The 26,561-nt window shown below is 37.1% G+C and carries 22 protein-coding genes and 1 pseudogene; 12 read left to right on the forward strand and 11 right to left on the reverse strand.

Annotation, left to right across the window (positions count from 1 at the left end; all coding sequences use genetic code 11):
- The first annotated feature begins 212 nt into the window (after positions 1–212).
- The 6 genes from typA to QV04_RS02190 all read left to right on the forward strand — a co-directional run bounded on the left by typA (position 213) and on the right by QV04_RS02190 (position 7,914).
- A complete protein-coding gene (gene typA, locus QV04_RS02165) occupies positions 213–2,066 on the forward strand; it encodes a translational GTPase TypA (protein WP_039145505.1) in 1,854 nt (617 codons plus the stop codon).
- Positions 2,067–2,270: 204 nt separating this feature from the next.
- The gene (gene gntR, locus QV04_RS02170) at positions 2,271–3,272 is read left to right on the forward strand and encodes a gluconate operon transcriptional repressor GntR (RefSeq protein WP_039172900.1); all 1,002 of its coding nucleotides are present in this window, start codon (positions 2,271–2,273) and stop codon (positions 3,270–3,272) included.
- Positions 3,273–3,565: 293 nt separating this feature from the next.
- A complete protein-coding gene (locus QV04_RS02175) occupies positions 3,566–4,540 on the forward strand; it encodes a tripartite tricarboxylate transporter substrate binding protein (RefSeq protein WP_039089720.1) in 975 nt (324 codons plus the stop codon).
- Between the two features lie 20 nt (positions 4,541–4,560).
- Positions 4,561–5,016, forward strand: coding sequence for a tripartite tricarboxylate transporter TctB family protein (locus QV04_RS02180; protein WP_065230693.1), 456 nt, complete (start codon positions 4,561–4,563; stop codon positions 5,014–5,016).
- Positions 5,017–5,026: 10 nt separating this feature from the next.
- Entirely contained in the window at positions 5,027–6,562 is a 1,536-nt protein-coding gene (locus tag QV04_RS02185; protein WP_039133962.1) for a tripartite tricarboxylate transporter permease, read from the forward strand.
- A complete protein-coding gene (locus tag QV04_RS02190) occupies positions 6,559–7,914 on the forward strand; it encodes a sulfatase-like hydrolase/transferase (RefSeq protein ID WP_065230692.1) in 1,356 nt (451 codons plus the stop codon). The genes QV04_RS02185 and QV04_RS02190 overlap by 4 nt, the downstream gene beginning before the upstream one ends.
- Before the next feature lie 72 nt (positions 7,915–7,986).
- Here the strand turns inward: QV04_RS02190 and iscX are convergent, their stop codons facing one another.
- The 9 genes from iscX to trmJ form a co-directional block, all read right to left on the reverse strand.
- The gene (gene iscX, locus QV04_RS02195) at positions 7,987–8,181 is read right to left on the reverse strand and encodes a Fe-S cluster assembly protein IscX (protein ID WP_155275162.1); all 195 of its coding nucleotides are present in this window, start codon (positions 8,179–8,181) and stop codon (positions 7,987–7,989) included.
- Between the two features lies 1 nt (position 8,182).
- Positions 8,183–8,521 carry an ISC system 2Fe-2S type ferredoxin gene (gene fdx, locus QV04_RS02200; protein WP_065230691.1) on the reverse strand — a complete coding sequence of 113 codons (339 nt, stop codon included), beginning with the start codon at positions 8,519–8,521 and terminating at the stop codon, positions 8,183–8,185.
- A 24-nt stretch (positions 8,522–8,545) separates the two neighbouring features.
- Positions 8,546–10,399 carry a Fe-S protein assembly chaperone HscA gene (gene hscA, locus QV04_RS02205; protein WP_065230690.1) on the reverse strand — a complete coding sequence of 618 codons (1,854 nt, stop codon included), beginning with the start codon at positions 10,397–10,399 and terminating at the stop codon, positions 8,546–8,548.
- A gap of 18 nt (positions 10,400–10,417) precedes the next feature.
- Positions 10,418–10,936: a Fe-S protein assembly co-chaperone HscB gene (gene hscB, locus QV04_RS02210; RefSeq protein WP_065230710.1), complete on the reverse strand. Its 519-nt coding sequence runs from the start codon at positions 10,934–10,936 to the stop codon at positions 10,418–10,420.
- A gap of 32 nt (positions 10,937–10,968) precedes the next feature.
- The gene (iscA, locus tag QV04_RS02215) at positions 10,969–11,292 is read right to left on the reverse strand and encodes an iron-sulfur cluster assembly protein IscA (protein WP_039094099.1); all 324 of its coding nucleotides are present in this window, start codon (positions 11,290–11,292) and stop codon (positions 10,969–10,971) included.
- Between the two features lie 49 nt (positions 11,293–11,341).
- Positions 11,342–11,725 (reverse strand): Fe-S cluster assembly scaffold IscU, encoded by a 384-nt coding sequence (iscU, locus tag QV04_RS02220; protein ID WP_013746572.1) that lies wholly within the window; start codon positions 11,723–11,725, stop codon positions 11,342–11,344.
- A 12-nt stretch (positions 11,726–11,737) separates the two neighbouring features.
- Positions 11,738–12,952 (reverse strand): IscS subfamily cysteine desulfurase, encoded by a 1,215-nt coding sequence (locus QV04_RS02225; protein ID WP_065230689.1) that lies wholly within the window; start codon positions 12,950–12,952, stop codon positions 11,738–11,740.
- A 33-nt stretch (positions 12,953–12,985) separates the two neighbouring features.
- Complete coding sequence (iscR, locus tag QV04_RS02230; protein ID WP_039172910.1) at positions 12,986–13,462, reverse strand: Fe-S cluster assembly transcriptional regulator IscR; 477 nt, start codon at positions 13,460–13,462, stop codon at positions 12,986–12,988.
- 89 nt (positions 13,463–13,551) lie between these two features.
- Positions 13,552–14,298, reverse strand: a complete 747-nt coding sequence (gene trmJ, locus QV04_RS02235; RefSeq protein ID WP_065230688.1) for a tRNA (cytosine(32)/uridine(32)-2'-O)-methyltransferase TrmJ — start codon at positions 14,296–14,298, stop codon at positions 13,552–13,554.
- A 145-nt stretch (positions 14,299–14,443) separates the two neighbouring features.
- Here trmJ and suhB point away from each other — a divergent pair, with 145 nt between their 5' ends.
- The 3 genes from suhB to QV04_RS02250 all read left to right on the forward strand — a co-directional run bounded on the left by suhB (position 14,444) and on the right by QV04_RS02250 (position 22,166).
- Positions 14,444–15,244 carry an inositol-1-monophosphatase gene (suhB, locus tag QV04_RS02240; protein ID WP_065233134.1) on the forward strand — a complete coding sequence of 267 codons (801 nt, stop codon included), beginning with the start codon at positions 14,444–14,446 and terminating at the stop codon, positions 15,242–15,244.
- 308 nt (positions 15,245–15,552) lie between these two features.
- Positions 15,553–21,669: an RTX toxin gene (locus tag QV04_RS02245; RefSeq protein WP_065233135.1), complete on the forward strand. Its 6,117-nt coding sequence runs from the start codon at positions 15,553–15,555 to the stop codon at positions 21,667–21,669.
- A 35-nt stretch (positions 21,670–21,704) separates the two neighbouring features.
- Positions 21,705–22,166 (forward strand): toxin-activating lysine-acyltransferase, encoded by a 462-nt coding sequence (locus QV04_RS02250; protein WP_080733615.1) that lies wholly within the window; start codon positions 21,705–21,707, stop codon positions 22,164–22,166.
- 70 nt (positions 22,167–22,236) lie between these two features.
- On the opposite strand, the gene uxuA is transcribed toward QV04_RS02250, so the two are convergent.
- Both uxuA and QV04_RS02260 read right to left on the reverse strand, forming a co-directional pair.
- The gene (uxuA, locus tag QV04_RS02255; protein ID WP_065230685.1) at positions 22,237–23,421 is read right to left on the reverse strand and encodes a mannonate dehydratase; all 1,185 of its coding nucleotides are present in this window, start codon (positions 23,419–23,421) and stop codon (positions 22,237–22,239) included.
- A gap of 24 nt (positions 23,422–23,445) precedes the next feature.
- Positions 23,446–24,198, reverse strand: a complete 753-nt coding sequence (locus tag QV04_RS02260; protein WP_065230684.1) for a GntR family transcriptional regulator — start codon at positions 24,196–24,198, stop codon at positions 23,446–23,448.
- A 162-nt stretch (positions 24,199–24,360) separates the two neighbouring features.
- Between QV04_RS02260 and QV04_RS02265 the strand changes: the two genes are divergently transcribed.
- The 3 genes and pseudogenes from QV04_RS02265 to QV04_RS11730 all read left to right on the forward strand — a co-directional run.
- A complete protein-coding gene (locus QV04_RS02265; protein ID WP_065230683.1) occupies positions 24,361–25,389 on the forward strand; it encodes a zinc-binding alcohol dehydrogenase family protein in 1,029 nt (342 codons plus the stop codon).
- A 27-nt stretch (positions 25,390–25,416) separates the two neighbouring features.
- Positions 25,417–26,400, forward strand: coding sequence for a TRAP transporter substrate-binding protein (locus QV04_RS02270; RefSeq protein WP_065230682.1), 984 nt, complete (start codon positions 25,417–25,419; stop codon positions 26,398–26,400).
- A 52-nt stretch (positions 26,401–26,452) separates the two neighbouring features.
- Positions 26,453–26,561 (forward strand): annotated as a pseudogene (locus QV04_RS11730) (TRAP transporter small permease); the annotation flags it as partial.

Here is a 26,561-nt window from a genome sequence, read left to right on the forward strand (position 1 = left end):
TTTATTAAAAATAAAACAATTTTTTTCATTTTTAATAAAAAAATATCTAAATCAAAAAATTGTAACACTACATTATTTAATAGCCGTCTTCATTAAAACGCTGTATAATTTGCCACCTTTTCACTCGCTATACTGAAATGACAAGGCTTCAAAGGCAACAAGTATATTCAGTATAGCCAAACTATTTCAAAATACTACAAGATAATTTTTACATGAAAAACGATTTAGATATTAGTAAATTGCGTAATATTGCGATTATCGCTCACGTAGACCACGGAAAGACTACACTCGTTGATAAACTATTACAACAATCAGGCACACTGGAATCATCTCGTTCCGGTGAAACAGATGAACGAGTTATGGACTCTAATGCGTTAGAAAAAGAGCGTGGTATCACTATTCTTGCCAAAAATACCGCCATTAATTGGAATGATTACCGCATTAATATTGTAGATACTCCAGGACATGCCGACTTCGGAGGTGAAGTAGAACGTGTTCTCTCTATGGTTGATAGCGTTTTATTATTAGTTGATGCATTTGACGGTCCGATGCCGCAAACTCGTTTCGTTACCCAAAAAGCCTTTGCGCACGGATTAAAACCGATTGTGGTGATTAATAAAGTGGATCGTCCAGGCGCAAGACCAGATTGGGTTGTTGATCAAGTGTTCGATCTTTTTGTCAATTTAGGTGCAACTGATGAACAGCTCGATTTCCCGATTATTTATGCCTCTGCATTGAACGGCGTTGCCGGTTTAGATCACGACCAATTAGCGGATGATATGACACCTCTGTTTGAAGCGATTGTAAAATATGTAGCACCACCAGAAGTACATTTGGATCAACCATTCCAAATGCAAATTTCTCAATTGGACTATAACAATTACGTCGGCGTTATCGGTATTGGTCGTATCAAACGAGGTTCAATTAAACCGAACCAAGCCGTTACTATTATTGATAGTGAAGGTAAAACTCGTAATGCTCGTGTTGGTCAAGTGCTAGGTCACTTAGGTTTACAACGTTACGAAGAAGATGTCGCTAATGCTGGCGATATTATTGCATTGACAGGTTTAGGCGAATTAAACATTTCTGATACCATTTGTGATATCAATAATGTGGAGGCATTGCCGGCATTAACCGTTGATGAACCAACCGTAACAATGTTTTTCTGTGTAAATACATCTCCATTCTGTGGGCGTGAAGGTAAATATGTTACCTCTCGTCAAATCTTAGAACGTTTGAACAAAGAGTTAGTACATAACGTAGCATTACGCGTTGAAGAAACTGAAGATCCTGATGCTTTCAAAGTGTCCGGTCGTGGTGAGTTGCATCTTTCCGTTTTAATCGAAAATATGCGCCGTGAAGGTTACGAACTAGCTGTTTCTCGTCCAAAAGTAATTTTCCGTGAAATTGATGGTCGTAAACAGGAGCCATTTGAGCAAGTTACTATTGATATTGAAGATCAGCATCAAGGTGCCGTAATGGAGGCGTTAGGGATTCGTAAAGGTGAAGTGCGTGATATGGTACCAGATGGTAAAGGTCGTACCCGTCTAGAATATATTATTCCAAGCCGAGGTTTGATCGGTTTTCGTAATGAATTTATGACAATGACTTCCGGAACAGGGTTACTTTACTCAAGTTTCAGCCACTATGATGATGTTAAACCTGGTGATATTGGTCAGCGTCAAAATGGCGTATTGATTTCTAATGCCACCGGTAAAGCATTAGCTTACGCTCTATTCGGCTTGCAGGAGCGTGGAAAATTGATGATTGAACACGGTGCTGAAGTCTATGAAGGTCAGATTATCGGAATTCATAGCCGTTCAAATGACCTTACTGTTAACTGTTTGCAGGGGAAAAAATTAACCAATATGCGTGCAGCCGGTAAAGATGATGCCATAGTATTAGTTCCGCCAGTAAAATTCACGCTTGAACAGGCTCTAGAGTTTATTGACGATGATGAGTTGGTTGAAGTTACACCAAGTTCTATCCGCATTCGTAAACGTTTCTTAACAGAAATAGATCGCAGAAGAGCGAATCGTACTACAACCAGCACCAGTACTCGTTAATTTTTGTTGTTATCCTCCTGTTATTTTCCCTAAAATAACGGGAGTTTTTTATCTTTATTTTCATAATGTTCCAATTCACAGAACGACATATAATACGCAATATGTTACTCAATGAATTGAGCTTAATTTGGAAAAAACACCTTGCCAAATTAAGAGAAATCTACCACTGTGAGCAGTGAAATCTTAACCATTAAAGAGTTATTGATGAATACTTCGCATAAACGCCCGACATTACAACATATAGCCGATCATTTAGGTCTAACTAAAATGACTATCAGTCGTTATTTACGCAATCCAGATTCCGTTGCTGAAGAAACTCGCAAAAAAATTGCGGCGGCGATAGAACAATTCGGCTATATTCCGAATCGGGCACCAAGTATGCTCTCTAATGCTAAAAGTCGGGCTATTGGTGTTTTAGTTCCTTCATTAACCAACCAAGTTTTTGCTGATGTAATTAAAGGAATTGAAACTATCACCGATAAAGCCGGTTATCAAACAATGCTTGCTCACTATGGATATAGTCTGGGAAAAGAAGAACAGCGTGTAGAATCACTACTTTCTTATAATGTTGATGGATTAATCCTTTCAGAAAATCACCACTCCGAAAAAACCTTAAAAATGATTGAAGTAGCTAATATTCCAGTAATTGAGATTATGGATAGCCATCAGTTAGGTATTCAACAAGTTATTGGTTTTGATAATAACGTTGCTTCCCAAGCAATGGTAGAAACAATGATTCAACGTGGGCATCAGCATATTGTCTATTTTACTGCACGAATGGACAAACGAACCCATCTCAAAATGCAAGGCTATGAAATAGCAATGAAAAAACACAATTTAGTGCCTCATAGCTTAATCACTGAGCAGCCATCATCATTCTCATTAGGAGCAGAACTGCTTCACCAAGCATTAAAACAGTATCCTCAGATTGACGGCATTATCTGTACTAATGATGACCTTGCTGTTGGTGCATTATTTGAGTGCCAACGTTTAGGAATTAAAGTACCGGAACAGATTGGTATTGCCGGTTTCCACGGACACGATGTTGGTCAATCAATGACACCTCAACTGGCTACCGTTATCACCCCTCGTCTGGAAATAGGTAAACGTGCAGCAGAAGAGTTACTTAATCGCATTAATGGTATTCCACAACAAAGTAGTATTATTGATTTAGGCTATCATATTCATATTGGGGAAAGTATTTAGCGGTAAGTCACCGAAAGTGCCTGCCATACATATAAATTATTTGTTACAAAACCGTAATTAAATGCTCATAGAAATAAGCCAAGTATATGATTAAATATATTTAAGCATCGCTGTAGTTTAAAGGAACTAAGCCCCACAGCATTTCATCGCTCCATTAAATATTTTTAACAAAATTGTCAATTTTGTGATCCCGATCATTCTGTTTTTATGACAATCATCATAACAAGGCGTATTGTTCTTAATTAAGCTAATCTTAAGTTTCAACTCATCTTGTTCATTTCTAGGAGGAAACGATGAAATCATTGAAAAAACTATTAGCTGTGAGTTTAGCTGGTGTGCTTGGTCTGTCTCTATTAACAGGCTGTAAAGAAGATAAAAAAGCACAGCAAGAATGGCCTTCAGGCCCTGTGACTATTATCACCCCTTGGGCGGTGGGCGGTTTAGCGGATCAAGTCAATCGTGCGATGTCTGAATTTGGTAAGGCTCAATTTGGTCAGCCTTTATTAGCGGATAATATTTTAGGGTCTGGCGGTGCGGTGGCACTGACGGAATATCTCAAAGAAAAACCAAATTCCACGAAAATGATTTTTGGTGGTGAAGGTAGCTTCGCCATTGCGCCATTGACAATGAAAGTAGCTTACAAATTTGAAGATTTTGTTCCTGTTATTAACGTGTATTCTTCTACCTTCATCTTGCTGACTAATCCGAGAACTGGCGTGAAAAGCTATCAAGATTTAGCCCAAGCCATTAAAGAAGGCAAGGAAATCAAAATTGGGGCAAATGGTGTCAATTCTTCAGAAGCATTACAATCTGCGGCGTTAATTGATGAAATGGGTGGCAAATTCAAAATTATCCCTTATGAAGGCGCAAACCAAGCCCTTGCAGCTGTTGTTTCTGGCGAAATTGATTTTGCGGTTACCCACGCCTCTCTTGCGAAAGAATTTGCTAAAGCGGGTAATATTATTCCGGTCATTGCTTTCGATAATAAACCGCTGAAAGATGATGTGTATGATTTGCCGAGTGTGACCCAATTTGGGCACGATACTTGGATGACCAATATCTGTGCGGTATTTATGCGTGCCGGTACCGATCCTGCCAATGTGGAAAAAGCCTACAACGCCCTAAAAAATATTATGCAGGAGCCGAAATTCCAACAAGTGGCAAAAAATATTGGCGTGAACATTGATATTCAAGATAGTCAATGGGTGAAAAGCTATATTGATTCCACTATGGTGAAAGCGAAAAAATACGCTGAGTTGGTGAAATAAACACAAATAAGGGGTAAGCAATGAAAATGAAAATTTATAAAGAATTTGTTGGTGCGGTGTTATTTTTAGGTGTTTCCACCGTCTTATGGTGGCTTATCCCTTCTCAAATTGAATTAAGTAAAAATGCAGAAGCTATTAATTCACAAACCTTCCCTAAAATGATTGTTGGGCTAATGTGGATTGCTAGTCTGATTTTATTAGTCCGTGAAATATGGCGAATGGTGCGCCAAAAATCTGTCAAAGTAATGCTCTTAGATCTACAAGAAGAAAGTCGTTCACTCTTAATCATTGGTTTGCTGATTTTATATTGGGGACTGCTCTATGTATTACCATTCTTAGGCGCATCACTGATTTTCGCGTTAATTTTCCTCTATTTAAGTCATTGTCGAAAATGGCTTTATTATCTCATTGTTGTGCTAACAATTTTAGCGATTAGCTTGGTTTTTGAATATGTGTTAGGGGTTTCTCTGCCTTAAGGAGGCATTGATGTTAGAACATTTTGTCAATGGCTTTGAAGCTTTCTTTTCTTGGAGTAGCTTCTTTTATATGAACCTCGGGCTGTTCCTTGGGATTATTTTTGGTGCTGTGCCGGGACTAACTGTAATGCTTTGTCTTGTGCTACTTCTGCCTCTTACTTATAACTTAGGCGCTATCGATTCTTTTATGTTTCTGCTTGGCATTTATTGTGCAGGCAGCTACGGTGGCTCAATCTCAGCCATTTTAATCCGTACCCCCGGAACGCCTCACGCAACGGCAACAATGATGGATGGTAATCCGCTTTCCGTGCAAGGACATTCGCAAAAAGCCTTGAATATTGCCCTTTATGCCTCTTTCATTGGGGGAACATTTAGCGCCTTAGTGCTACTTTTCCTTGCGCCAGAAGTTGCCAAGGTGGCAATGAAAATGGGATCGCCTGAATATTTCCTTATTTGCGCCTTTGGCTTAACAATTATTGCGGGCGTCAGTGGTGATAGCTTGCTTAAAGGTATTATTTCTGGTTGTTTAGGATTATTCATCGCAACGGTAGGACAAGATCAAATCAGCGGTGGCACAATGCGTTTCACCTTTGATAATGTGTATCTCTATGGCGGTTTCGATTTAGTCATTGTTCTTATTGGCTTGTTTGCTTTGGTGGAAATCATCAATAAAAGCGCTTTATTCTTAAAAGAAAAAGTGCGGTCAGATTCCGAGCAAAAAATTACCTTTGAAAATGAAAAAATGAGCCGTGAAGAATGGAAAAGCATTAGTAAGCCACTCACACTTTCTTCTATTATCGGCTCAATTATTGGGATTATCCCGGGTACAGGGGCGTCAATGGCATCTTTCTTAAGTTATGATGTGGCAAAGAAAATCTCTAAAAAACCACAATTATTTGGTAAAGGTTCTATTGAAGGTATTGCTGCAGCAGAATCAGCCAATAATGCGGTGACAGGGGCAACCTTGATCCCACTTTTAACCCTAGGTATTCCCGGTGATGGTGCCGTGGCAATTATGCTTGGTGCTTTAATGATTAATGGCTTAACACCTGGGCCTAATTTATTCCAAAATCACGGCAGCACAGTCTATGCCATTATGATTGGGCTCATTTTTGTGAATTTATTTATGCTTATCCAAGGCAAATATCTCACCCGTGTTTTTGCCAAAGTGGTGAAAATTCCAAGTGTGATCCTTGTGCCAATTATTGCGGTTTTCTGCTTTGCTGGTGCTTATTCCATCAAAAATTCAATGTTTGATGTAGGTACTATCATTGCTTTCGGCATCATCTCTTATGTGATTAGTAAACTCGGATTTTCCGCCATTCCAGTATTACTCGGCTTAGTGCTTGGGGCATTAACAGAAAAGAATTTCCGCCGTTCACTGATGATTTCAGACGGTAACTGGGATATTTTCGTTACTCGTCCTTATGCCCTTGCTTTCCTTATTCTGCTCATTTTGGCATTAGTAATGATTATTTACACTAACTATAAAAAATCTAAACAAACCGACCGCACTTATAAAGTGGTCAAGGAGCTTGTAAAATGACCCGTCCAAATATTCTCTTTTTCTTTTCTGATCAACAACGCTGGGACACCATAGGCGCTTATGGTCAGCCGCTTGATGTTACCCCACACCTTGATGAACTCGCTAAACAAGGGGTACTGTTTGAAGAAGCCTATTCCCCACAACCAGTTTGCGGCCCGTGCCGTGCAATTTTCCAAACAGGGCTTTATCCAACCCAAACAGGTTGTTTCCGCAATAATATTGCGCTGCCGAAAAATACCAAAACTTTAGCCGATTACTTTACTGAAAACGGCTACGACACCGCCTATATCGGCAAATGGCATTTAGCGAGTGATGGCGAATTGGAGCAAGCTCCAACAGTAGATTACACTATCACTGCCATTCCTCCTGAACGCCGTGGTGGCTATAAAGGCTTTTGGCGAGCAGCGGACGTGTTAGAATTTACTTCTCACGGCTATGATGGCTTTGTTTTTGACGAAAATATGAATAAATGTGAATTCAAAGGCTATCGTGTTGATTGTATTACTGATTTTGCCTTGGAATATTTAGATCAATATAATGGTGATAAACCTTTCTTTATGACGATTTCCCATATCGAACCGCATCATCAAAACGATCGTCAAACCTATGAAGGCCCTGAAGGATCGAAAACGCGTTTTAGCCAATATCAATTACCACACGATCTCAAAGTGCTAAAAGGCAATGCAGATGAAATGTATCCTGATTATTTAGGTTGCTGCCGTAGCCTTGATGATAATTTAGGACGCGTCATTGACAAACTGAAAGAAAAAGATCTGTTCGATAACACCATCATTATTTATGCCTCTGATCACGGCTCGCATTTTATGACGCGTAATAAAGATGAACATCTTAACGGTTATGATGATTACAAGCGTACTTGTCATTCTTCTGCATTACACGTTCCGCTTATCATTGCCGGCCCCGGCTATCGCGGCGGTTTGCGCATAAAAGATTTGGTCAGCACCGCAAGCCTGCCAAAAACATTCCTTGCAATGGCTGGAATTAATGTCGGCGATAAAATGATTGGTGAAAACTTACACGATGTTGTAGAACATACTGATCCACAGCGCCCAAATGAAATTTTCGCTCAGATTAGTGAAAGCCGCATCGGACGTTGTATCCGCACCGATAAATATCTCTACAGCGTCTATGCTCCTAATGTGCAAGGCGGCGAACAAGCTAGCAGCGATTACTATCGCGATGATTTTCTTTATGATTTAGATAAAGATCCATTTGAACTTACTAATGTTGTCGCTGATCCTGTTTATACGGAAATTAAAGCAGACTTACGAGAGCGGTTGTGTGAATTAATGGAAGAAGCGGGAGAAAAACGCCCTGTGATAGAAGATTAATCGCAAAAATATCGGCATAGTAGATAATATTTTCTACTATGCCAAACACTTTCCAGTTTGTGTCAGAACAAACTACTCAAATTCATCTAACCAACATAAAAAAATCGCTTCGAGGATTTTTTCATTTGATTTCTTCGGATCATCATTAAACTCTTCCAGCTCACAGATCCAACGATGCAAATCTGTGAAACGAACTGTTCTCGGATCAAGGTCAGGAAAACGATCATACAGTGCTTCTGCAATTTGTTGTGAATCCTGCCATTTCATTTTAATGCTCCTCTTTTGCGTGGTTAATTGTATAACGAGGAATTTCAACCACTAAATCCTCATCACCGACAATTGCCTGGCAACTTAAGCGGCTATCCATTTCTAACCCCCACGCCTTATCTAACATATCATCTTCCAAATCTGAACTTTCATTCAATGAATCAAAACCCTCACGCACAATCACGTGGCAAGTTGTACAGGCACACGATTTCTCACAAGCGTGTTCAATCTCTATTCCAGAACGCAATGCGGCATCTAAAATGCTTTCACCAGTTTCAGCATTGATAACCATTCCTTCTGGACAATGTTCTTCATTAGGTAAAAATACAATTTTTGGCATACTGTTTTCCTTTTATTTATTATTTTATTCAGTAAATTGTTCAACCGAATGACCGGCCAACGCTTGTTTAATAGAATTATCCATTCTTTTAGCTGCAAAATTTCGAGTAGCTCGATCCAATTGCTTGATACCTTCCGCAATTTTTTGACTATCATCCTGCTGTTGCAACTGTTCCAAATTTTCTATAGCTATCCTGACCTCCGCCAACTCCTGCTCATCTAATAATGATGCATCTTCCGCCAAAGCACTATACACATTTTCTAATACACGTGCCGCCTCAACACGCTGCTCTGCCAATTCACGCGCTTGCATATCCGCTTTAGCGTTTTCGTGCGAAGACTTAATCATTTGTGTAATTTCTTCATCAGTTAAACCATAAGACGGCTTCACTTGAATTGAAGAGTGAACGCCGGTAGATTTTTCCATCGCCGTTACACTCAGCAAACCGTCGGCATCCACTTGATAAGTGACCCGTACGTGTGCTGCACCTGCAACCATCGGTGGGATACCTTTTAAACTGAATCTGGCTAAAGAACGGCAATCCTGTACCAGTTCACGTTCACCTTGCACAACGTGCACCGACATTGCGGTTTGTCCATCTTTAAATGTGGTAAATTCCTGAGCCCTAGCAACTGGGATTGTAGTATTGCGTGGAATAATTTTCTCCACCAATCCTCCCATTGTTTCAATCCCGAGCGATAAAGGAATTACATCCAGCAACAACATTTCACTATCTGGCTTATTACCGACTAGAATATCCGCTTGAATAGCTGCACCCAATGCCACTACTTTATCCGGATCAATAGAAGTTAGAGGTGCTTTTCCAAAAAATTCGGCAACCTGTTCACGAACAAACGGTACACGAGTTGAACCACCCACCATTACCGTTTCAATCACTTCATTAACAGAAACTCCAGCATCCTTCAATGCACGACGACACGCTAATAAAGTACGTTTTACTAATGGTTGGATAAGGCTATTAAATGTTGCTCTTTCCACTATTATGGAATGATTATTTAGATTAACTTCAACTTGTTCCGCTTGGGTTAATTCGATTTTTACTTGAGTAGCAAGCTCTAATAAACGGCGTTTTTCTTGATCGGTTGACGCCACAAATTTAGTCTGTTGTGCTAAATAATCCGCTAACAGATGATCAAAATCATCACCGCCTAGCGCAGTATCACCACCGGTTGCTAGAACTTCAAAAACACCTCTACTTAGACGAAGAATAGATATATCAAAAGTTCCACCCCCAAGATCATAAACCGCAATAATGCCTTCCTGTCCACTATCTAAACCATAAGCAATTGCTGCGGCTGTCGGCTCATTTAATAAACGAAGTACATTTAAACCAGCTAAACGCGCCGCATCTTTCGTTCCCTGACGCTGAGCATCATCAAAATAGGCTGGCACAGTGATGACACAACCGACTAATTCACCTGCTAAACGTTTTTCAGCCAATGAACTCAAGCGACGTAAAATATCGGCTGATACTTCAATTGGGCTAATAGCTCCCTTTTGAGTAACGATCATTGGCAAGCCGTTTTCACTCGCTTGAAAACGATAAGGTAAATTCGGGTAACGGCTCTGTACATCCGCTAAACTGCGACCAATTAAACGTTTGACGGAAATAATCGTATTGTGTGGATCTTGTCCTGCATTTGCTTTGGCTTCATAACCGACTATCGGTTCTTTCGCTCCATAATAAACAACGGAGGGAATTAATGCTCGATCTTGCTCATCTAATAAAATATCAGCTTTACCGCTACGCACAGTCGCTACTAATGAATTGGTTGTACCAAGATCAATACCAACGGCTAAACGAGCCTGATGAGGTGCAGCACTTTGTCCTGGTTCTGCAATTTGTAATAATGCCATTTACCTTGTTTCCCACTGTTAAAAATCAAAAAATTTTTCTTCTAAACGTTCAATTTCTTGTTGTAATTTTCGGATAAACTTTAATCTATCGATAGTCTGTTTAGTACTATTCCAATCCTGTTGTTCAATACTGTCCGATAAAACCTCGATATTTTCTTGATAACTTTGCTCCACTTGTGAATTAAGTTGTTCCAACAACTCCTGATTATGCTCTTGTTGTGCTTGTTCAAGTTGTTCACGTAATTCCATTTGTTGCATTAAAAACTCAAGATCGTGGGTAGTATTCTCACTATCCACCGACTTATCTAAAGCTAATGCCAGAATTGCTTCTGCTCGTAAAATAGGATCTTTTAAAATCTGATAAGCATCATTCACTTGTGTTGACTTCTGAAGTGCTAAACGTTGTTCTTGTTCACTTGCAGTTGAAAAATTATCTGGATGTAGTTGTTTTTGCAATTGCAAATATTGTTGAGATAGTTGTGTCAGATCAACCTGAAAACTTACCGGCAATGAAAATAGTTCAAATGGATTAAACATCATATTTTAATAACTTAGAATTCTATCAATACTTACACGTGAAAACTTTCACCACAACCGCACTGCTCTTTGACATTAGGATTAGTGAATTTAAAGCCCTCATTTAACCCTTCTTTCACAAAATCAAGTTGTGTTCCATCCAAATAGACCAAACTTTTATTATCGACAATAATTTTTACGCCGTGATCTTCAAAAACCTGATCATCATCATTCAACGTATCAACAAACTCTAAAACATAGGCCAAACCAGAACAACCAGACGTTTTGATACCTAAACGCAACCCAATTCCTTTACCTCGATTAACTAAAAAATCTTTTACACGTTGTGCTGCGCTTTCGGTTAATGAAATTCCCATCGTAATCTCCCAAATGAGCAAAGTGCTATCTAACGATAGCACCTACATTTTATTTACTATTTTTTGCTTTATAATCAGCAATTGCTGCTTTAATCGCATCTTCTGCAAGAATTGAGCAATGTACTTTTACCGGCGGTAATTCAAGTTCGGCGGCAATATCACTATTTTTAATTGCTTGCGCTTCATCCAATGATTTACCTTTTACCCATTCGGTGATTAATGAGCTGGAAGCGATCGCAGAACCACAACCGTAAGTTTTGAATTTAGCATCTTCGATAATGCCGTTATCATTCACTTTAATTTGTAACTGCATCACATCACCACACGCCGGCGCGCCAACCATACCGCTACCGACTGCCGGATCTTTTTTATCAAATGATCCGACATTACGTGGATTTTCATAATGATCGATTACTTTTTCACTATATGCCATAATTTTCTCCTATTAATGTGCAGACCATTCAACAGTGCTAAAATCCACGCCTTCTTTATACATATCCCAAAGTGGCGAAAGTTCACGTAATTTAGCTACTGCTTTTTTCACTAAATTAATGGTGTAATCAATTTCTTCTTCTGTAGTATAACGCCCAACAGTAAAACGAATTGAGCTATGTGCTAGTTCATCATTTAAACCTAAAGCACGTAATACATAAGAAGGTTCTAAGCTAGCAGAGGTACAAGCTGAACCAGATGACACAGCGATATCACACAATGACATCATTAAAGATTCACCTTCAACATAGTTAAAACTCATATTTAAATTTGTACCAACACGATGTTCCATTGAACCATTGACATAAACTTCTTCAATATCTTTCAAACCGTTGTATAAACGATCACGTAACGCAGTCAAACGAGGCATTTCAGTTGCCATTTCTTCTTTACAGATACGATAAGCTTCACCCATACCGACAATTTGGTGAACCGGTAATGTGCCTGAACGCATACCTCTTTCGTGACCACCACCGTGAATAATCGCCTCTAAACGCACACGTGGCTTACGACGCACATATAGTGCACCAATACCTTTCGGTCCATAAACCTTATGCCCAGACATAGACATCAAATCTACTTTTAATTTTGATAAATCAATCGGTAACTTACCAACTGATTGTGTAGCATCAACGTGAAAAATAATCTTACGTTCTCGACAAATTTCACCAATTTTTTCAATATCCTGAATCACTCCGATTTCATTATTTACGTGCATAATTGATACTAAAATTGTGTCATCACGCATTGCTGCTTTCAGTTCATCTAAATCAATTAAACCATCTGATTTCGGAGATAAATAAGTTACTTCAAAACCTTCACGTTCTAACTGGCGACAGGTATCCAAAACTGCTTTATGCTCAGTTTTTGAGGTAATAATGTGTTTGCCTTTGGTTTGATAAAAATGTGCTGCACCTTTAATTGCCAAATTATCAGATTCGGTTGCGCCGGAAGTAAATACAATCTCACGAGCATCCGCACCAATTAAATCTGCAATATGATTACGAGCGATATCAACCGCTTCCTCAGCCTGCCAGCCAAACTTATGCGAACGAGATGCTGGATTACCGAATGCTCCGTCAATGGTTAAATAATCCATCATTTTTTTTGCAACACGTTCATCTACAGGGCAAGTTGCCGCATAGTCTAAATAAATAGGTAATTTCATTTTCACTCCGATTTAATTCGTTAAGCCAGCCACTTAACTATCTATATTTTCATTTTCGAGATGTTGCTGTACGCTGATCTCAGCACGATAACGCTGTTGCATTTTTTCTTGTTGAGAACTGACTAACTCAGCGACAGTAATTTCATTTAAAAAATCTTCGATACGATCACTTAACTTTTGCCATAATGAATGGGTTAAACATTGAACGCCATCCTGACAATTTCCTTTGCTCTTACATTTTGTGGCTTGAACATTTTCATTTACTGCTGAAATGATCATACCGATAGAAATATTCTCGCAAGCATAGCCCAATTGATAGCCACCACCAGGCCCACGAGTACTTTTAACCAAACCGTGGCGACGTAATTTCGCAAATAATTGTTCTAAATAAGAAAGTGATATTTTTTGACGTTCAGAGATATCCGCTAAAGTAACAGGGCCATTGCCTGCATTTAATGCAATATCTAAAATTGCAGTTACCGCATAACGCCCTTTTGAAGTAAGTTTCATCGCAAATTCCCTAACCTTGTTAAAACAGGGGAAATTCTCACATAACCTACTAAAACAGTCAAGTATTATCACGCCGTTTTTAGCTATTGTTATTTCCGATGACTTTCCGTTAGCACTTTTTCTACTGCTGTCAACATTCCTTGCAGAATATTCAGTTCATTACGTTGAATTGCTGTTCTCAAATACAAACGGCGTAATTTTTTCATTACCGCACTGTTTTGAATAAAACCAAGTTGCTGATAAACCTGCTCCGTTTTATTAAAGAAATATTCTAACTCCTCTACTACCACGCCTTTTGCCGGTATCTCTGCAACTTGTGAATGACGTAATTGATAACCTTGCTGTTTTTGCAAATACGCCATTCTTACTTCATAACTGACTAATTGCACCGCCATCGCTAAATTTAATGAAGAATATTCAGGATTTGCTGGAATATTAAGATGGTAATGACATTTCAACAGTTCCTCATTGGTTAAACCGATCCGTTCACGACCAAAAACAATTGCCACTTTTCCGTGCGCTGAACGTACAATCGCCAACTCTCCGCAATCCCGCGGTGTTACGGCAGTAGTGGTCAAGTGTCTGGCTCTTGCACTGGTGCCAATCACCAAGGAACAATCAGCAATGGCCTCTTCAAAAGAAGAAACAATATGTGCCTGTTTAACCACATCATCCGCACCGGCGGACAAAGCAATGCTCTCTTCATTAGGCAGGACTTTCGGTGAAACTAAATAGAGTTGGGACAATCCCATTGTTTTCATTGCTCTCGCCGCAGAGCCGATATTCCCCGGATGAGATGTTTCAACTAATACAATTTTGATCTGATCTAATGACATAATGAAACGATTGGATAAAAATAATGGCGGATTTTAACATATTTTCCTTAAGAAAATGACTCGCAATTTAAACCAACATTCCCTATAATGCACGCCGAAATTTATCAAACTTAAATCCGTTCTTTAAAATCCAGTGGAGAAAATAATGAATCCAATGTTAAATATTGCCATTCGTGCTGCACGAAAGGCAGGCAACATTGTTGCCAAAGGTTTTGAGCGTCGAGATGAAATCGAAACCAGAGAAAAAAGTGCTAATGATTATGTCACCAATATAGATCGCGCCTCTGAAGCTGCCATTATTGATATTATTCGTAAATCTTATCCAACCCACACTATTATTGGAGAAGAAAGTGGTGCGCTAGAAGGCGATAATGAAGTACAATGGGTTATTGATCCGCTGGATGGTACTACTAACTTTGTAAAAGGTTTGCCTCATTTTTCCATTTCAATTGCAGTTCTCGTCAAAGGACGCACTGAAATCGGCGTCGTATATGATCCAATTCGCAATGAATTATTCACTGCGGTTCGTGGTGAAGGAGCAAAATTAAACGAATACCGCTTACGTTTGGACAGCCGTACCGAATTAAACGGCTCAATTATTGCCACCGGCTTCCCATTCAAAATTAAACGCTATATCCCTGTTCATCTTGAAATGATCAGTTCATTAATCAAAGAATGTGCCGATTTCCGTCGTACTGGCTCAGCAGCATTGGATCTCTGTTATGTAGCATCAGGTCGTGTTGACGGCTACTTTGAAATGGGATTAAAACCTTGGGATTGTGCAGCAGGTGAATTAATTGTTCGTGAAGCTGGCGGTTTAGTTACCGATTTTATCGGTGGACATAGCTACCTCAAATCAGGCAACATTGTCGCCGGAGGTTCACGTATCACAAAACAAATCCTCACTAAATTACAGCCTTGTTTAATCCCTGAATTAAAAAAATAATTTAAACACGCAATAAAGGCGTATTTCCCAAAATACGCCTTTTCCCATTCATAGTGCTTTCCACTCTACCTTTCTACCTCATAAAGTTACCTTCTTATTAGAGGTTAGACCAGAAACCACCCTCTATATAATAATGTAGAAAATTAATCAATTTACTGATATAGTTACGTTACTATTTCACACCCTTTATAGGTAGTATATAAAAATTCATTTTTCACTAATTTAATTTTTATCTCTTTAACCGCAAAACTTCAATAACTTAAGTAAAATTCATTTTATTTTTACTATTTTCACCTTGGGAGGTATTAATGTTCGATTCAGGAGTCGAAACTGTAAAAGAAACAGTGCTTTCACTAAAAGAAAAAATTACTGGAATAGATTTTAATTCAATCAAAGATAAAGTGATTTCATTAAAAAACACTGTTTCGACCATTGATTTTAATCTAGTAAAAGAAGATATATCCTCTTTAAAAAGTAATGCTTTATCCATCGCTGCATCAGATTTTAAAAATAAACCGGTGTTATTCAAAGACTCTTTAGACTTACTTACTGATGCTACAAATACACTCAGAAAGATTACCAATCAAATGTCATCAATTAGCGAAATTTCTAATAAGTCATTAGATTTGCTGGATTCTCTTTTTGAGGCTGCCAAAGATATTGTAAACATTGCCTATTCAAAAGGTGGTGTCGAAATTACTAAGTCTGCGACAGAATTAGCGGCAAAAGCGGCATTAATTGTTGATAAAAGTATCATATTAGCAAATAAAGATAATACAATTAGTGAAGCTGTTTATCATTCTATTAACAACTCATTACAAAATATTCAAAAAACAGCTATCAATATTGCTACACATTCACATAATGAAGATAAAGCTGAAATTGCTAAAGCCTCTTTTGAGCTGTTATCTCAAGTTAGTGATGTTATCAGTAATGCCTTAAAAAACTCAGGTGATATAGGTATCGAATCACAACTCTTAGCCGATATTAATCAGTTTTCTCATTCTATTTTGAACACAGCTAAAACAGTTACTGATATAGCTACTATGGATATGAATGATAAAACCTCAATCGCTAAAAATAGCATTTCATTAATAGCCAATGTGAATGATGTTATTTCCGATATTCTAGTAATGACGGATAAAGACACCGAATTATTAAATGCAATTCATAATGTTACTGCTAAAAATCTACAGAATATAGAAGAAAGTGCTGTCAATCTTGCAAATGCTGATGTACTGTCTCAAGAAGGAAAAGTGAGTATTGCCATTAACTCTTTAACATTAATATCGCAAACCAACAAAATTGTCGCTCAAGTGCTAAATGAAGCTAATTTAAGCACCTCAAAAACCCAGTTTGTTGGTGAATTAACAGATGTATTATTAAATACAGCAAAAAGTATTACATTGTTAGCCACTGGCAATAATTCAACACCGTTAGGAAAGGAACAACTTGCCGTTGCATCAACAAATCTTATTGGCAATGTGAATGATCTTATTCAATCCATTACAACTTTTAACGGTAAAGAGGATATTGGTAACGCCTTACATAGTGCAGTTGATGGGCAATTATCTCAAATCAAACAGCTTGCTATTGCATTATCAAATAGTGATCTTGATTCTTCTCAAGGTAAAACTGCGATAGCCATTACTTCTTTCGGGCTGATTGCACAAGCAAATAATATTATCAATAAATTCTTGGATAATATGAGTTTAAGTACTAATGTGAGTAAATCGGTTCATAGTTTGACTAATTCAGCGCTAGATGCAGCCAAAATTCTCACAAACGTAGTACAAGTAGATGCTAATAACAATCAAGGAAAGGTCGTGATTGCCAATAGTTCATTAGAACTTTCTAAAACAGCAAGTGATATTGTGTCTACTGTGTTAAAAAGCACATCTATTTCAACACAACATATTGATATAATTCATAATGCAGTAAATAAAACATTAACAGAAATGAAAGATAGTGCGGTAGCAATAGCACTTGCTTCATCTGAAAATAATAGCGCTGAAATTGCAACGCATTCATTAAGTCTGTTATCCGATGCAAGTAATATGTTGAAAGATATTATGCAAGGAATGAGCCCTAATAATGTCATTGCTCCGAAAACATTAGAATTATTTAACTCACTATTTGCGACAGCTCAAAATATCGTTCAATTAGCTGACGCAAAATCTTCAGAAAACATTGCTAAAGCTAGTGTTGATTTGGTGCAAAGCGCAACGATTATCCTCAATAACGTATTAACGTTGGCTAACGTTGATTCTTCTTTAAGTAAAGCTTTTCATCAATCATTTGATGCTTCAGTTTCTCAAATTAAAGAGGTAGCAGCTCAATTAGCTACCGCGTCTTCTGCTTCTGATAAAGCTGAGATTGCAAAACTCTCTTTTGATTTTATTAGTCAAGTAAGCGATTTAGCGACCAACACCTTAACAACAGCTAATACCGGATTAGATACAACACTACTGAATAACGTTAATAGTCTTTCTCATTCTGTCTTAGATGCAGCAAAATCAGTAACTAATATTATTGTTAGTGATAACCCAGCGAATACCGCCAGTTTATCCGTTTCATTAGTTAATAATGCTAATGAAATTGTTTCAAATATCTTAACCTTATCTGGAAAACAAAACGCACTCTCCACGGCAGTACACGATGTAACAGCTAAGCATTTAGCGCCGATTGAGAAAATAGCGATTAACCTTGCGAATACCGATAACTCAAGCAGTGATGGAAAAGTTGCTATTGCGTTAAACTCATTAACATTAATTGCACAAAGTAATCATTTAATTGAAGAGGTGTTGAAAGAGGCTAACTTAGATAATGCTAAGACTACATTCGCTCACAATTTAACTGATTTAGTATTAGATACTGCGAAAACGATAACTGCATTAGCATCTGCTGACACTAATAAAGTAGATGGCAAACAGCAAATTGCCTCTGCTTCTACACATTTAATCGGACAAATTAATGAGATTGTAAAATCGATCACTACAATAACCAATTCAGAAACAAAAGTTGGTAATGCAGCATATCAATCTTTAAAAAATCATTTAGATCAAGTAGAAAGTATCGCGATGAAACTCGCTGCCGCAAATGCTTCAACAGCGGAGGGCAAAACAGAGATTGCTATTGAATCTTTCAATTTAATCTCAAAAACCAATGGCATAATGACCGATTTCTTAAATCAAATTGGCATAAAAGAAGAGTTAACCAAACCAATCCAAGGTTTATCTAATTCTATTTTAGATACTGCCAAAACCTTAACTTATGTTGTACAAATTGACCCAACAACAGATAAAGGTAAGCTTTCTATCGCAGATAGCTCATTTGAATTGGCAAAATCCGCTAACCAGATTGTCTCATATATTATGGATTTATCCGGTAGCTCAAGCGAATTAAGCCATAATATTGCGAATACGGCTCATCAAATCTTGTCTATATCCCAAGACAGACTATTAAGCATTGGAAATAATATTTCTGCATTGGCAAATGCCGATAAACTCACAAAAGAAGGCGTGAAAATTATTGTAGACAGTTCATTTGCCATCACCAGCGATGTAAATGGCTTTATCACTGATGTGGTGAAAACAGTAGGCAAAGACGGCAATCCTAAAGTGGGGTCAGCCCTATCATTATCCAACTCCATTATTGATATGGGACATTCTATCGCAAACCTAATTCAATCGGATGTTAATACAAGTAGCGGGAAAGCGGCTATTGCAGAAGGATCAATTAAATTAATTGGCAATATTAATGGCTTAGTCAGCGATGTGTTAAGCCTTTCTAATGCCTCTACTGCTGTTTCTGAAGCTATAAGTTCTTCTGCGGGAGGTATTTTAACTAATTTATCTTCTTTGATAGGTTCATCAATTAAACTTCATAATTGGTCTAATATGACCCAAGCCGATCAAATTGCAGTGGGGTTTGATATTGGATTGAAAGCGGTAAGCACGATTGCAACCGGCGTTGGTACAACAGCACAATCCATTGCCAAAATAATTGGCACTACCACGATGTTGCCACAAATTGGTGCTGCTGTATCAGGAATCGCTCTGGCAGCAAGTCCGTTAGAGATAAAAGGCTTAGTTGACGAACATAAATATGTAAAACAAATTGATTCTCTTGCATCAGAAACAAAAACCTATGGTTATCAGGGCGATGAATTATTAGCCAGCCTTTTAAATGAGAAATTTGCGCTTAATACCGCATATGCCGCCACAGATATTGCATTAAATTTAGCTACCACAGCAATCTCCGTAGCCGCAACCGCAAGTGTAATTGGCGCACCGATCGCAGCCATTGCAGGTGTAGTCAGAGGTGCTATCGGCGGTATTATGTCGGCGATCAAACAACCGGCATTGGAACATATTGCTAAACGTTATGTCGATCAAATTGAAAAGTATGGTGATATTCAAAAATACTTTGATCAAAATACTGAGGCGACATTAAATAAATTCTATGCTAACCAAGAAGTGATTCAATCATTTAAGCAATTACACAAATTATATAATGTTGATAACATTATTACTCTGGATGGCGTTTCCAGTTCAAATAGTGCTATTGAATTAGCCGCTATTACCAAATTAGTTGAGCAAATGAATAAAGCAAATAATTATGCTCAACTTATTCGTAACGGTGAAATAGATAAAGCTCTCAGCGCTCAATATTTGAGTATGGACGCTAAAACTGGCGTATTAGAAATTACTGCTCCCGGCAACTCATTAATAAAATTTAATAGTCCTTTGTTTGCACCGGGTGTTGAAGAAGCTCGTAGAAAAGCGGTTGGCAAAAATAATTTTTATACCGATCTTATTATTAACGGTCCAAATGAACATACTATTAATGATGGTGCAGGTAATAATATTTTTATTTCTAATGATAAATATGCCTCTGTTTTATATGACGAAAATGGAAAATTATTGAAGCATATTAACCTCAATATCAATGCCGGCGATGGAAATGATACCTATATTGCGGATAACGGCCATTCTCTATTTAATGGCGGCAATGGCACCGATAGCGTAAGTTATAATAATGAACATATTCACGGCATTGTTGTTCATGGGCGAGATGCCGGTACTTATTCTGTAACAAAACATATTGCTGATGCAGAAGTAACTGTTGAAAATATTAAAGTGAAAAATCATCAATACGGTAAACGACAAGAACGAGTTGAGTATAGAGAGTTACATATTGAAACAAAATCTTATGATGCAAGCGATATGCTTTACAACGTCGAAGTTATCAGTGCCAGTGACTATGATGATGTTATGTATGGTAGTAAAGGTAATGATTACTTCCTCGCACAAAATGGTAATGATCTTGTTTATGGTAAAGAGGGTGATGACATTATTTTCGGTGGTGCTGGTGATGATAAACTTTATGGAGAAACTGGTAACGACACCTTAAATGGCGGTTTAGGCAAAGATTTAATTTATGGTGGCGAAGGAAATGATACCATTATTCAAGATGATGCTCTTAGTTCCGACACTATCTTCGGCGATGAAGGGATTGATACATTAGATCTTCGTCATTTAGTGATTAATGATGAAGGACTCGGTGTTGTTGCTGATCTCCAGTCCGAGAAGCTTTATAAAGGAACCATCTTTGATCATATCTATGATATAGAGAATATTATAGGTACATCAGGAAATGATAACCTTATTGGAAATCATAAAGATAATATCTTAATCGGTAATGATGGCGATGATATTTTAGAAGGCTATAGCGGTAATGATGTACTTGCCGGAGGAAGTGGCATAAATAAACTTTATGGCGGACAGGGAGCAGATATTTATCTCTTATCCACCAACGCCACAAATTATATCTTCGATCTGACAAAAAATAATTTAGCAAAATTAGAGAATTCAGAAGATCTTAACCTTCAATTCACTAAAGATAGCGATGACAATGTTACCTTATCTTTCAACAAAGATGGCAATACTATCGGTAAAACCATTATAGAAAAAGCGAGCCAATTTGGCACATTCTCAATAGGTGATGGATATTACTTAGATCTTAATGATGGCAAATTTAAGTATATTTTATCCGGAGAAAGCTCCAATGCCGATTTAGCTCAAAATACATTACATTTTAATAAAGGTGAAGAACTTCAAGTTCATGCTACTGCCAAGGATAACCAAATTATATTAGATCACGAACATCAGCATTACATTAATATTTATAGTAATACGCAGACTAATATTAAAGGCTTTGAAGTTGGTAAAGATAAGCTACAATTATCACTGCTCAGCAACGATTTAAGCTCAGACACCACATTAAGATTCAATGGTTATGATGTTGAAGGAGGAGATGTTAATATTACTTCCGGCAATACCTATATTACGTTGTCCGGTGCGGGGCATACAGATTATGCGAGCAAAACATTTAATGAACTGGTCACTATGTATCTTGTTTAATTATTATGGATAACTTCTCAACTTTAGGAAAAGTAATGTGGCTATGGAGCCATTCAACGCTACATCGTCGCTGGCCAATTGAGTCAGCGATACATTACATTATTCCGGCGATAGAAAAGCAGCAATGTAGACTGCTGGTCAATAAGGAAGGAATGCCTATCGGTTATGCCAGTTGGGCGTGGTTAAGTGCGGAAGCTGAAAAACGCTATATCTTAGATCCTAACTCATTACGCTACCAAGATTGGCAAAGTGGAGAGCGACTATGGTTTATTGACTTCATCGCGCCATTCAGTTTTCGTGATACGATTAAATTACGCCGATTGATGGGGAAAATTCACGGCAACAGCTATCTTGCTCGCTCAATACGTTTGCGAAAAAACAATAAAGCAGAGGTATTCGAGCATATGGGCGGAAGTGTTGATGTGAATGAAAGCAGGAGAATGAAAGAAGCTTTTTATCAAGAAATCAAGGCTGCTTTTATGGAAGAAAATTCATAACCACTTGATAGTAAAAGACTAATTTGCCATTTAGCAAATTAGTCTTTTTTCATATTAACAAAAAATAATGTTATTTTTGAAAATAAATTTTCTTCAGTGCCAACTCTAACCCTCTAAATTCTGCTAAACCACGTAACCGCCCAATCGCAGAATAACCTGGATTAGTTTTCTTTTTCAGATCATCCAACATTTGATGACCGTGATCCGGACGCATCGGAATTAGACGTTTTTCACCATTACCCAAGCGGCGATATTCTTCATCTAATAATGCTTTTACCACATTAAACATATCGACATCGCCCTCTAAATGCGCCGCCTCGTGGAAGCTCAAAGGATTCTCTTCACGACAAGTTGAACGCAAATGAGCAAAATAAATACGATCAGCAAATTGTTTCGTCATTTTAACAAGATCATTATCAGAACGTACCCCATAAGAACCGGTACACATTGTAAAGCCGTTCGCTTGAAGAGGTTCAGTTTCCACAAACCACTGCATATCTTCTATGGTTGATACAATACGAGGCAAACCTAAAATCGGACGTGGAGGATCATCCGGATGAATCGCCATTTTAATGCCAACTTCCTGCGCAACCGGCACAACTTCGTGCAAGAAATAAGCCAAATGAGTGCGAAATTTTTCTGGAGAAATATCCTTATAGCGATCCAATTGCGCCTGAAATTCCTCTAATGTATACCCCTCTTCTGCCCCCGGTAATCCGGCAATAATATTACGGGTAAGTTGCTCAATCTCCTCTTTTGACATCTTGTCATAATAGGCTTTTGCCGCTTGACGTTCTTCTTCGGTATAAACCGTTTCTGCTCCCGGTCTTTTTAAGATATGTAATTCAAACGCTGCAAATGCAATTTGATCGAAACGAAGTGCTTTAGAACCATCCGGCAATTGGTATGCCAAATCAGTCCGTGTCCAATCCAAAACCGGCATAAAATTGTAACAAACTGTATCAATACCGCATTGTGCCAGATTACGCAAAGTCTGCTTATAATTTTCAATCCACTGCTTGTAATTCCCTGTTTGAGTTTTAATTTCTTCGTGTACCGGCACACTTTCCACCACAGACCAAGTTAAGCCAGCCTGTTCAATTAACTGTTTACGCTGATTAATTTCATCAATACTCCAGATTTGACCATTCGGAATATGATGCAAAGCAGTCACAATACCGGTCGCTCCCGCCTGTCTAATATCCGCCAATGATACCGGGTCATTCGGTCCGTACCAACGCCAAGTTTGTTCCATAAGGACTCCTTTTAAATTAAAATATTACGTTTTTATACCCATCGGTGCTACATTAAATAAATATCCATCAAAATTAGGATCCTCTACATCAGAAAGTTCAAACAATTTCTGTTTTACATTTTCTAAATGCTGCCACATTGCCTGTCTAGCAAGAAGACCATTCTTTTTTTGAATACTTACAAATATTTCATGATGATCTTTCAACCATAAATGATGATAATTTTTTTCTAAAATACGAGTATGCAATTGCGCCCACATAGCACTATTAAAACGATATTCCCATAACTGTTCTTGAAACTTTATTAATACATCGTTTTGCGTTATTTCAGCCAATGCTAAATGAAAATTTCTATCTGCCGTATAGTCATCTATATTTTTAGATAACATTGCCTTTTCTTCTGTTAAAATTTCTTTAAGATTTTGAATATCTCTTTTAGTTGCCACATGAGCTGCAAATTCAGCGATACTACTTTCCACTAATTGTCTAGCCTGTAATAATTCAAAGGGTCCCACATCTGGTAATACAAACCTATCATCTCCCTTGATATTACTAGGTGTATTTATTACATAAACCCCCGAACCTTTCTTAACTTCTACTAATTTTTCAACTTCTAGCATCACAATAGCTTCTCTAACTATTGTTCGACTAATACCAAGCCTTTCGGAAATTTCTCTTTCTGTTGGTAATTTATCACCTATTTTATACACACCTTGAGAAATCTCTTTTTTAAGTAACTCTCCAACTTTACTATATGTTCTATTGATAATGGTATACATAAAACCTCCATTTTGGAATACCAAAATATTAAAAATAAGATCTAGATCACAAATTCAAAATTTTGGCATACCAATGTGAATAATATTAGATTAATATTTAGCGTATCACTTGGACAAATTACTGTCGAACTATTTTTCTTAAATAAATTAAGGTGAATTATAATGAAACAATTTATCAAAGCAGTAAAATTAGACAAACCAAATCAGGTATCCATACAAAATACACAATTTCCAATAAAAAACAAAAATGAAGTCTTAATTAAGGTTGAATCTGTTGGTATTTGTGGCTCTGATATAGGTGCTTATAGAGGAACCAATCCATTAGTTACATACCCTAGAATTTTAGGACACGAAGTTGTTGGCCGCATTATAGAACCAGGTATAGGAATGCCATCAAATATAAAAATTGGAGATCGTGTCATAGTAGATCCTTATATTTATTGTGGGAGTTGCTATCCTTGTTCAATAGGTAGAACTAATTGTTGTTCCAATCTTAAAGTTATTGGTGTACATATAGATGGAGGTATGCAAGAAATAATTTCTCATCCAGCACACCTTATAACAAAAGTACCTGAGAATATCCCTATTAACTTATTACCATTAGCAGAACCTCTTACAATAGCTTTACATGCAATCCATAGAACAAAAGTAAAACAAGGAGAATTTGTCACCATTATAGGTGCTGGAGCAATAGGATTGATGGCAGCTTTAATAAGCAAATTATACGGAGCAACTCCTATATTAATAGATATCTTAGATAAAAGATTAGAATATGCAAAGTCTATTGGTATTACATATACTATAAATTCGCTAAAAGAAGAACCTCAAGAAAAAATTAATAAAATTACTGATTCTCTCTTATCACAAGTAGTTATTGAAGCTTCTGGTGCCAATGAATCTATTCAAAACACATTAAAGTATGCTTCTTTTGCAGGAAGAATAGCTTTGACCGGTTGGCCTAAAAAAGAAACTCTATTACCAACAAACATCATTACTTTTAAAGAATTAAATATTTATGGTTCAAGAACAAGCAAGGGGGAATTCGAAGAAGCTCTTAATATTATTTCATCTGGAAAATTTGATGCTAAAGATATTGTCACTAAAACTATTTCATTTGATGAAATTCCTGAATACATAAGGAAGTTATCGAATGAACCAGATAATTATCTAAAAATAAATGCTGTACTGTAATTAACAACTTAACTCAAGGAGTTCAATATGAAATTAACTAAATTCGCTAAATTACTATTAATCCCTACTATGTTAATGAGCAGTTCCGTATGGGCAAAAACCATCATTAAATTAGGACATTATAATTCTGATACCCATCCTTCAAACATTATATTAAAAGAATATTTTAAAAAAATAGTCGAAGAAAAGACTAATAATAAATATGAAATTAGAATCTATCCAAATAATCAATTAGGAGGAGAAGATCAGATAGTCAATGGATTAAGAAATGGAACTATAGAAATGGGAATAACAGGATTGCTTCTTCAAAATGTTGATCCTATTTTTGGAGTATGGGAATGGCCATATCTATTTAAAGACAATCTAGAAGCAAAAAAAGTTCTTGAGTCTCCTATTGCCATAGAAATAGGAAATAAAATGGAAAACTATGGTATTAAATTATTAGCTTATGGAATGAATGGATTCAGAGTAATTTCTTCAAATAAAAATATAGAAAAATTTAGTGACTTTAAAGGATTACGATTAAGAGTACCATTAAATTCTCTATTTGTAGATTGGGCTAATGCTATGGGAATGAATCCTCAAAGTATGCCTCTAAGTGAAGTATTTACTGCTTTAGAACAAAAAGTCATAGATGGTCAAGAAAATCCATATATGCTTATTAAAGATTCTGGTTTATATGAAGTACAAAAATATATAATACAAACAAACCATATTTTTTCTCCTGGACTATTGCAAATTAGTCTAAAAACATGGAATAAAATGTCAAAAGAAGATCAAGAAATCTTCCTTGAAGCTGCTAAAGTATATCAAGAAAAAGAATGGGAATTAGCTATAAAAACAGAACAAGAAGTAAAAGAGTTCTTATCTAAAAGTGGTATCTCTATAGTTATTCCAAATGAGCAGTTACGACAAGATATGACAAGCGCATCTCAAACCTTATATGAAAAATTCTATAAAAAGTATGACTGGTCTAAAGATGTCATTCAACGTATAAACGAATCTAAATAAATAATTTCCGCTATTAATATTATATTAATAGCGGAATATTTTAGGAGGCAGTATGAAATTATCAAAGATACTGGATAAAACTTTAAAATATTTATCTATACTAGCATTAGTTACTATGATATCTCTAGTGTTTTTTAACGCAGTATTACGTTATTTTTTTG

Origin of the sequence: Gallibacterium genomosp. 1, from assembly GCF_001678575.1 — a bacterium.
Classification (GTDB): Bacteria; Pseudomonadota; Gammaproteobacteria; order Enterobacterales; family Pasteurellaceae; genus Gallibacterium.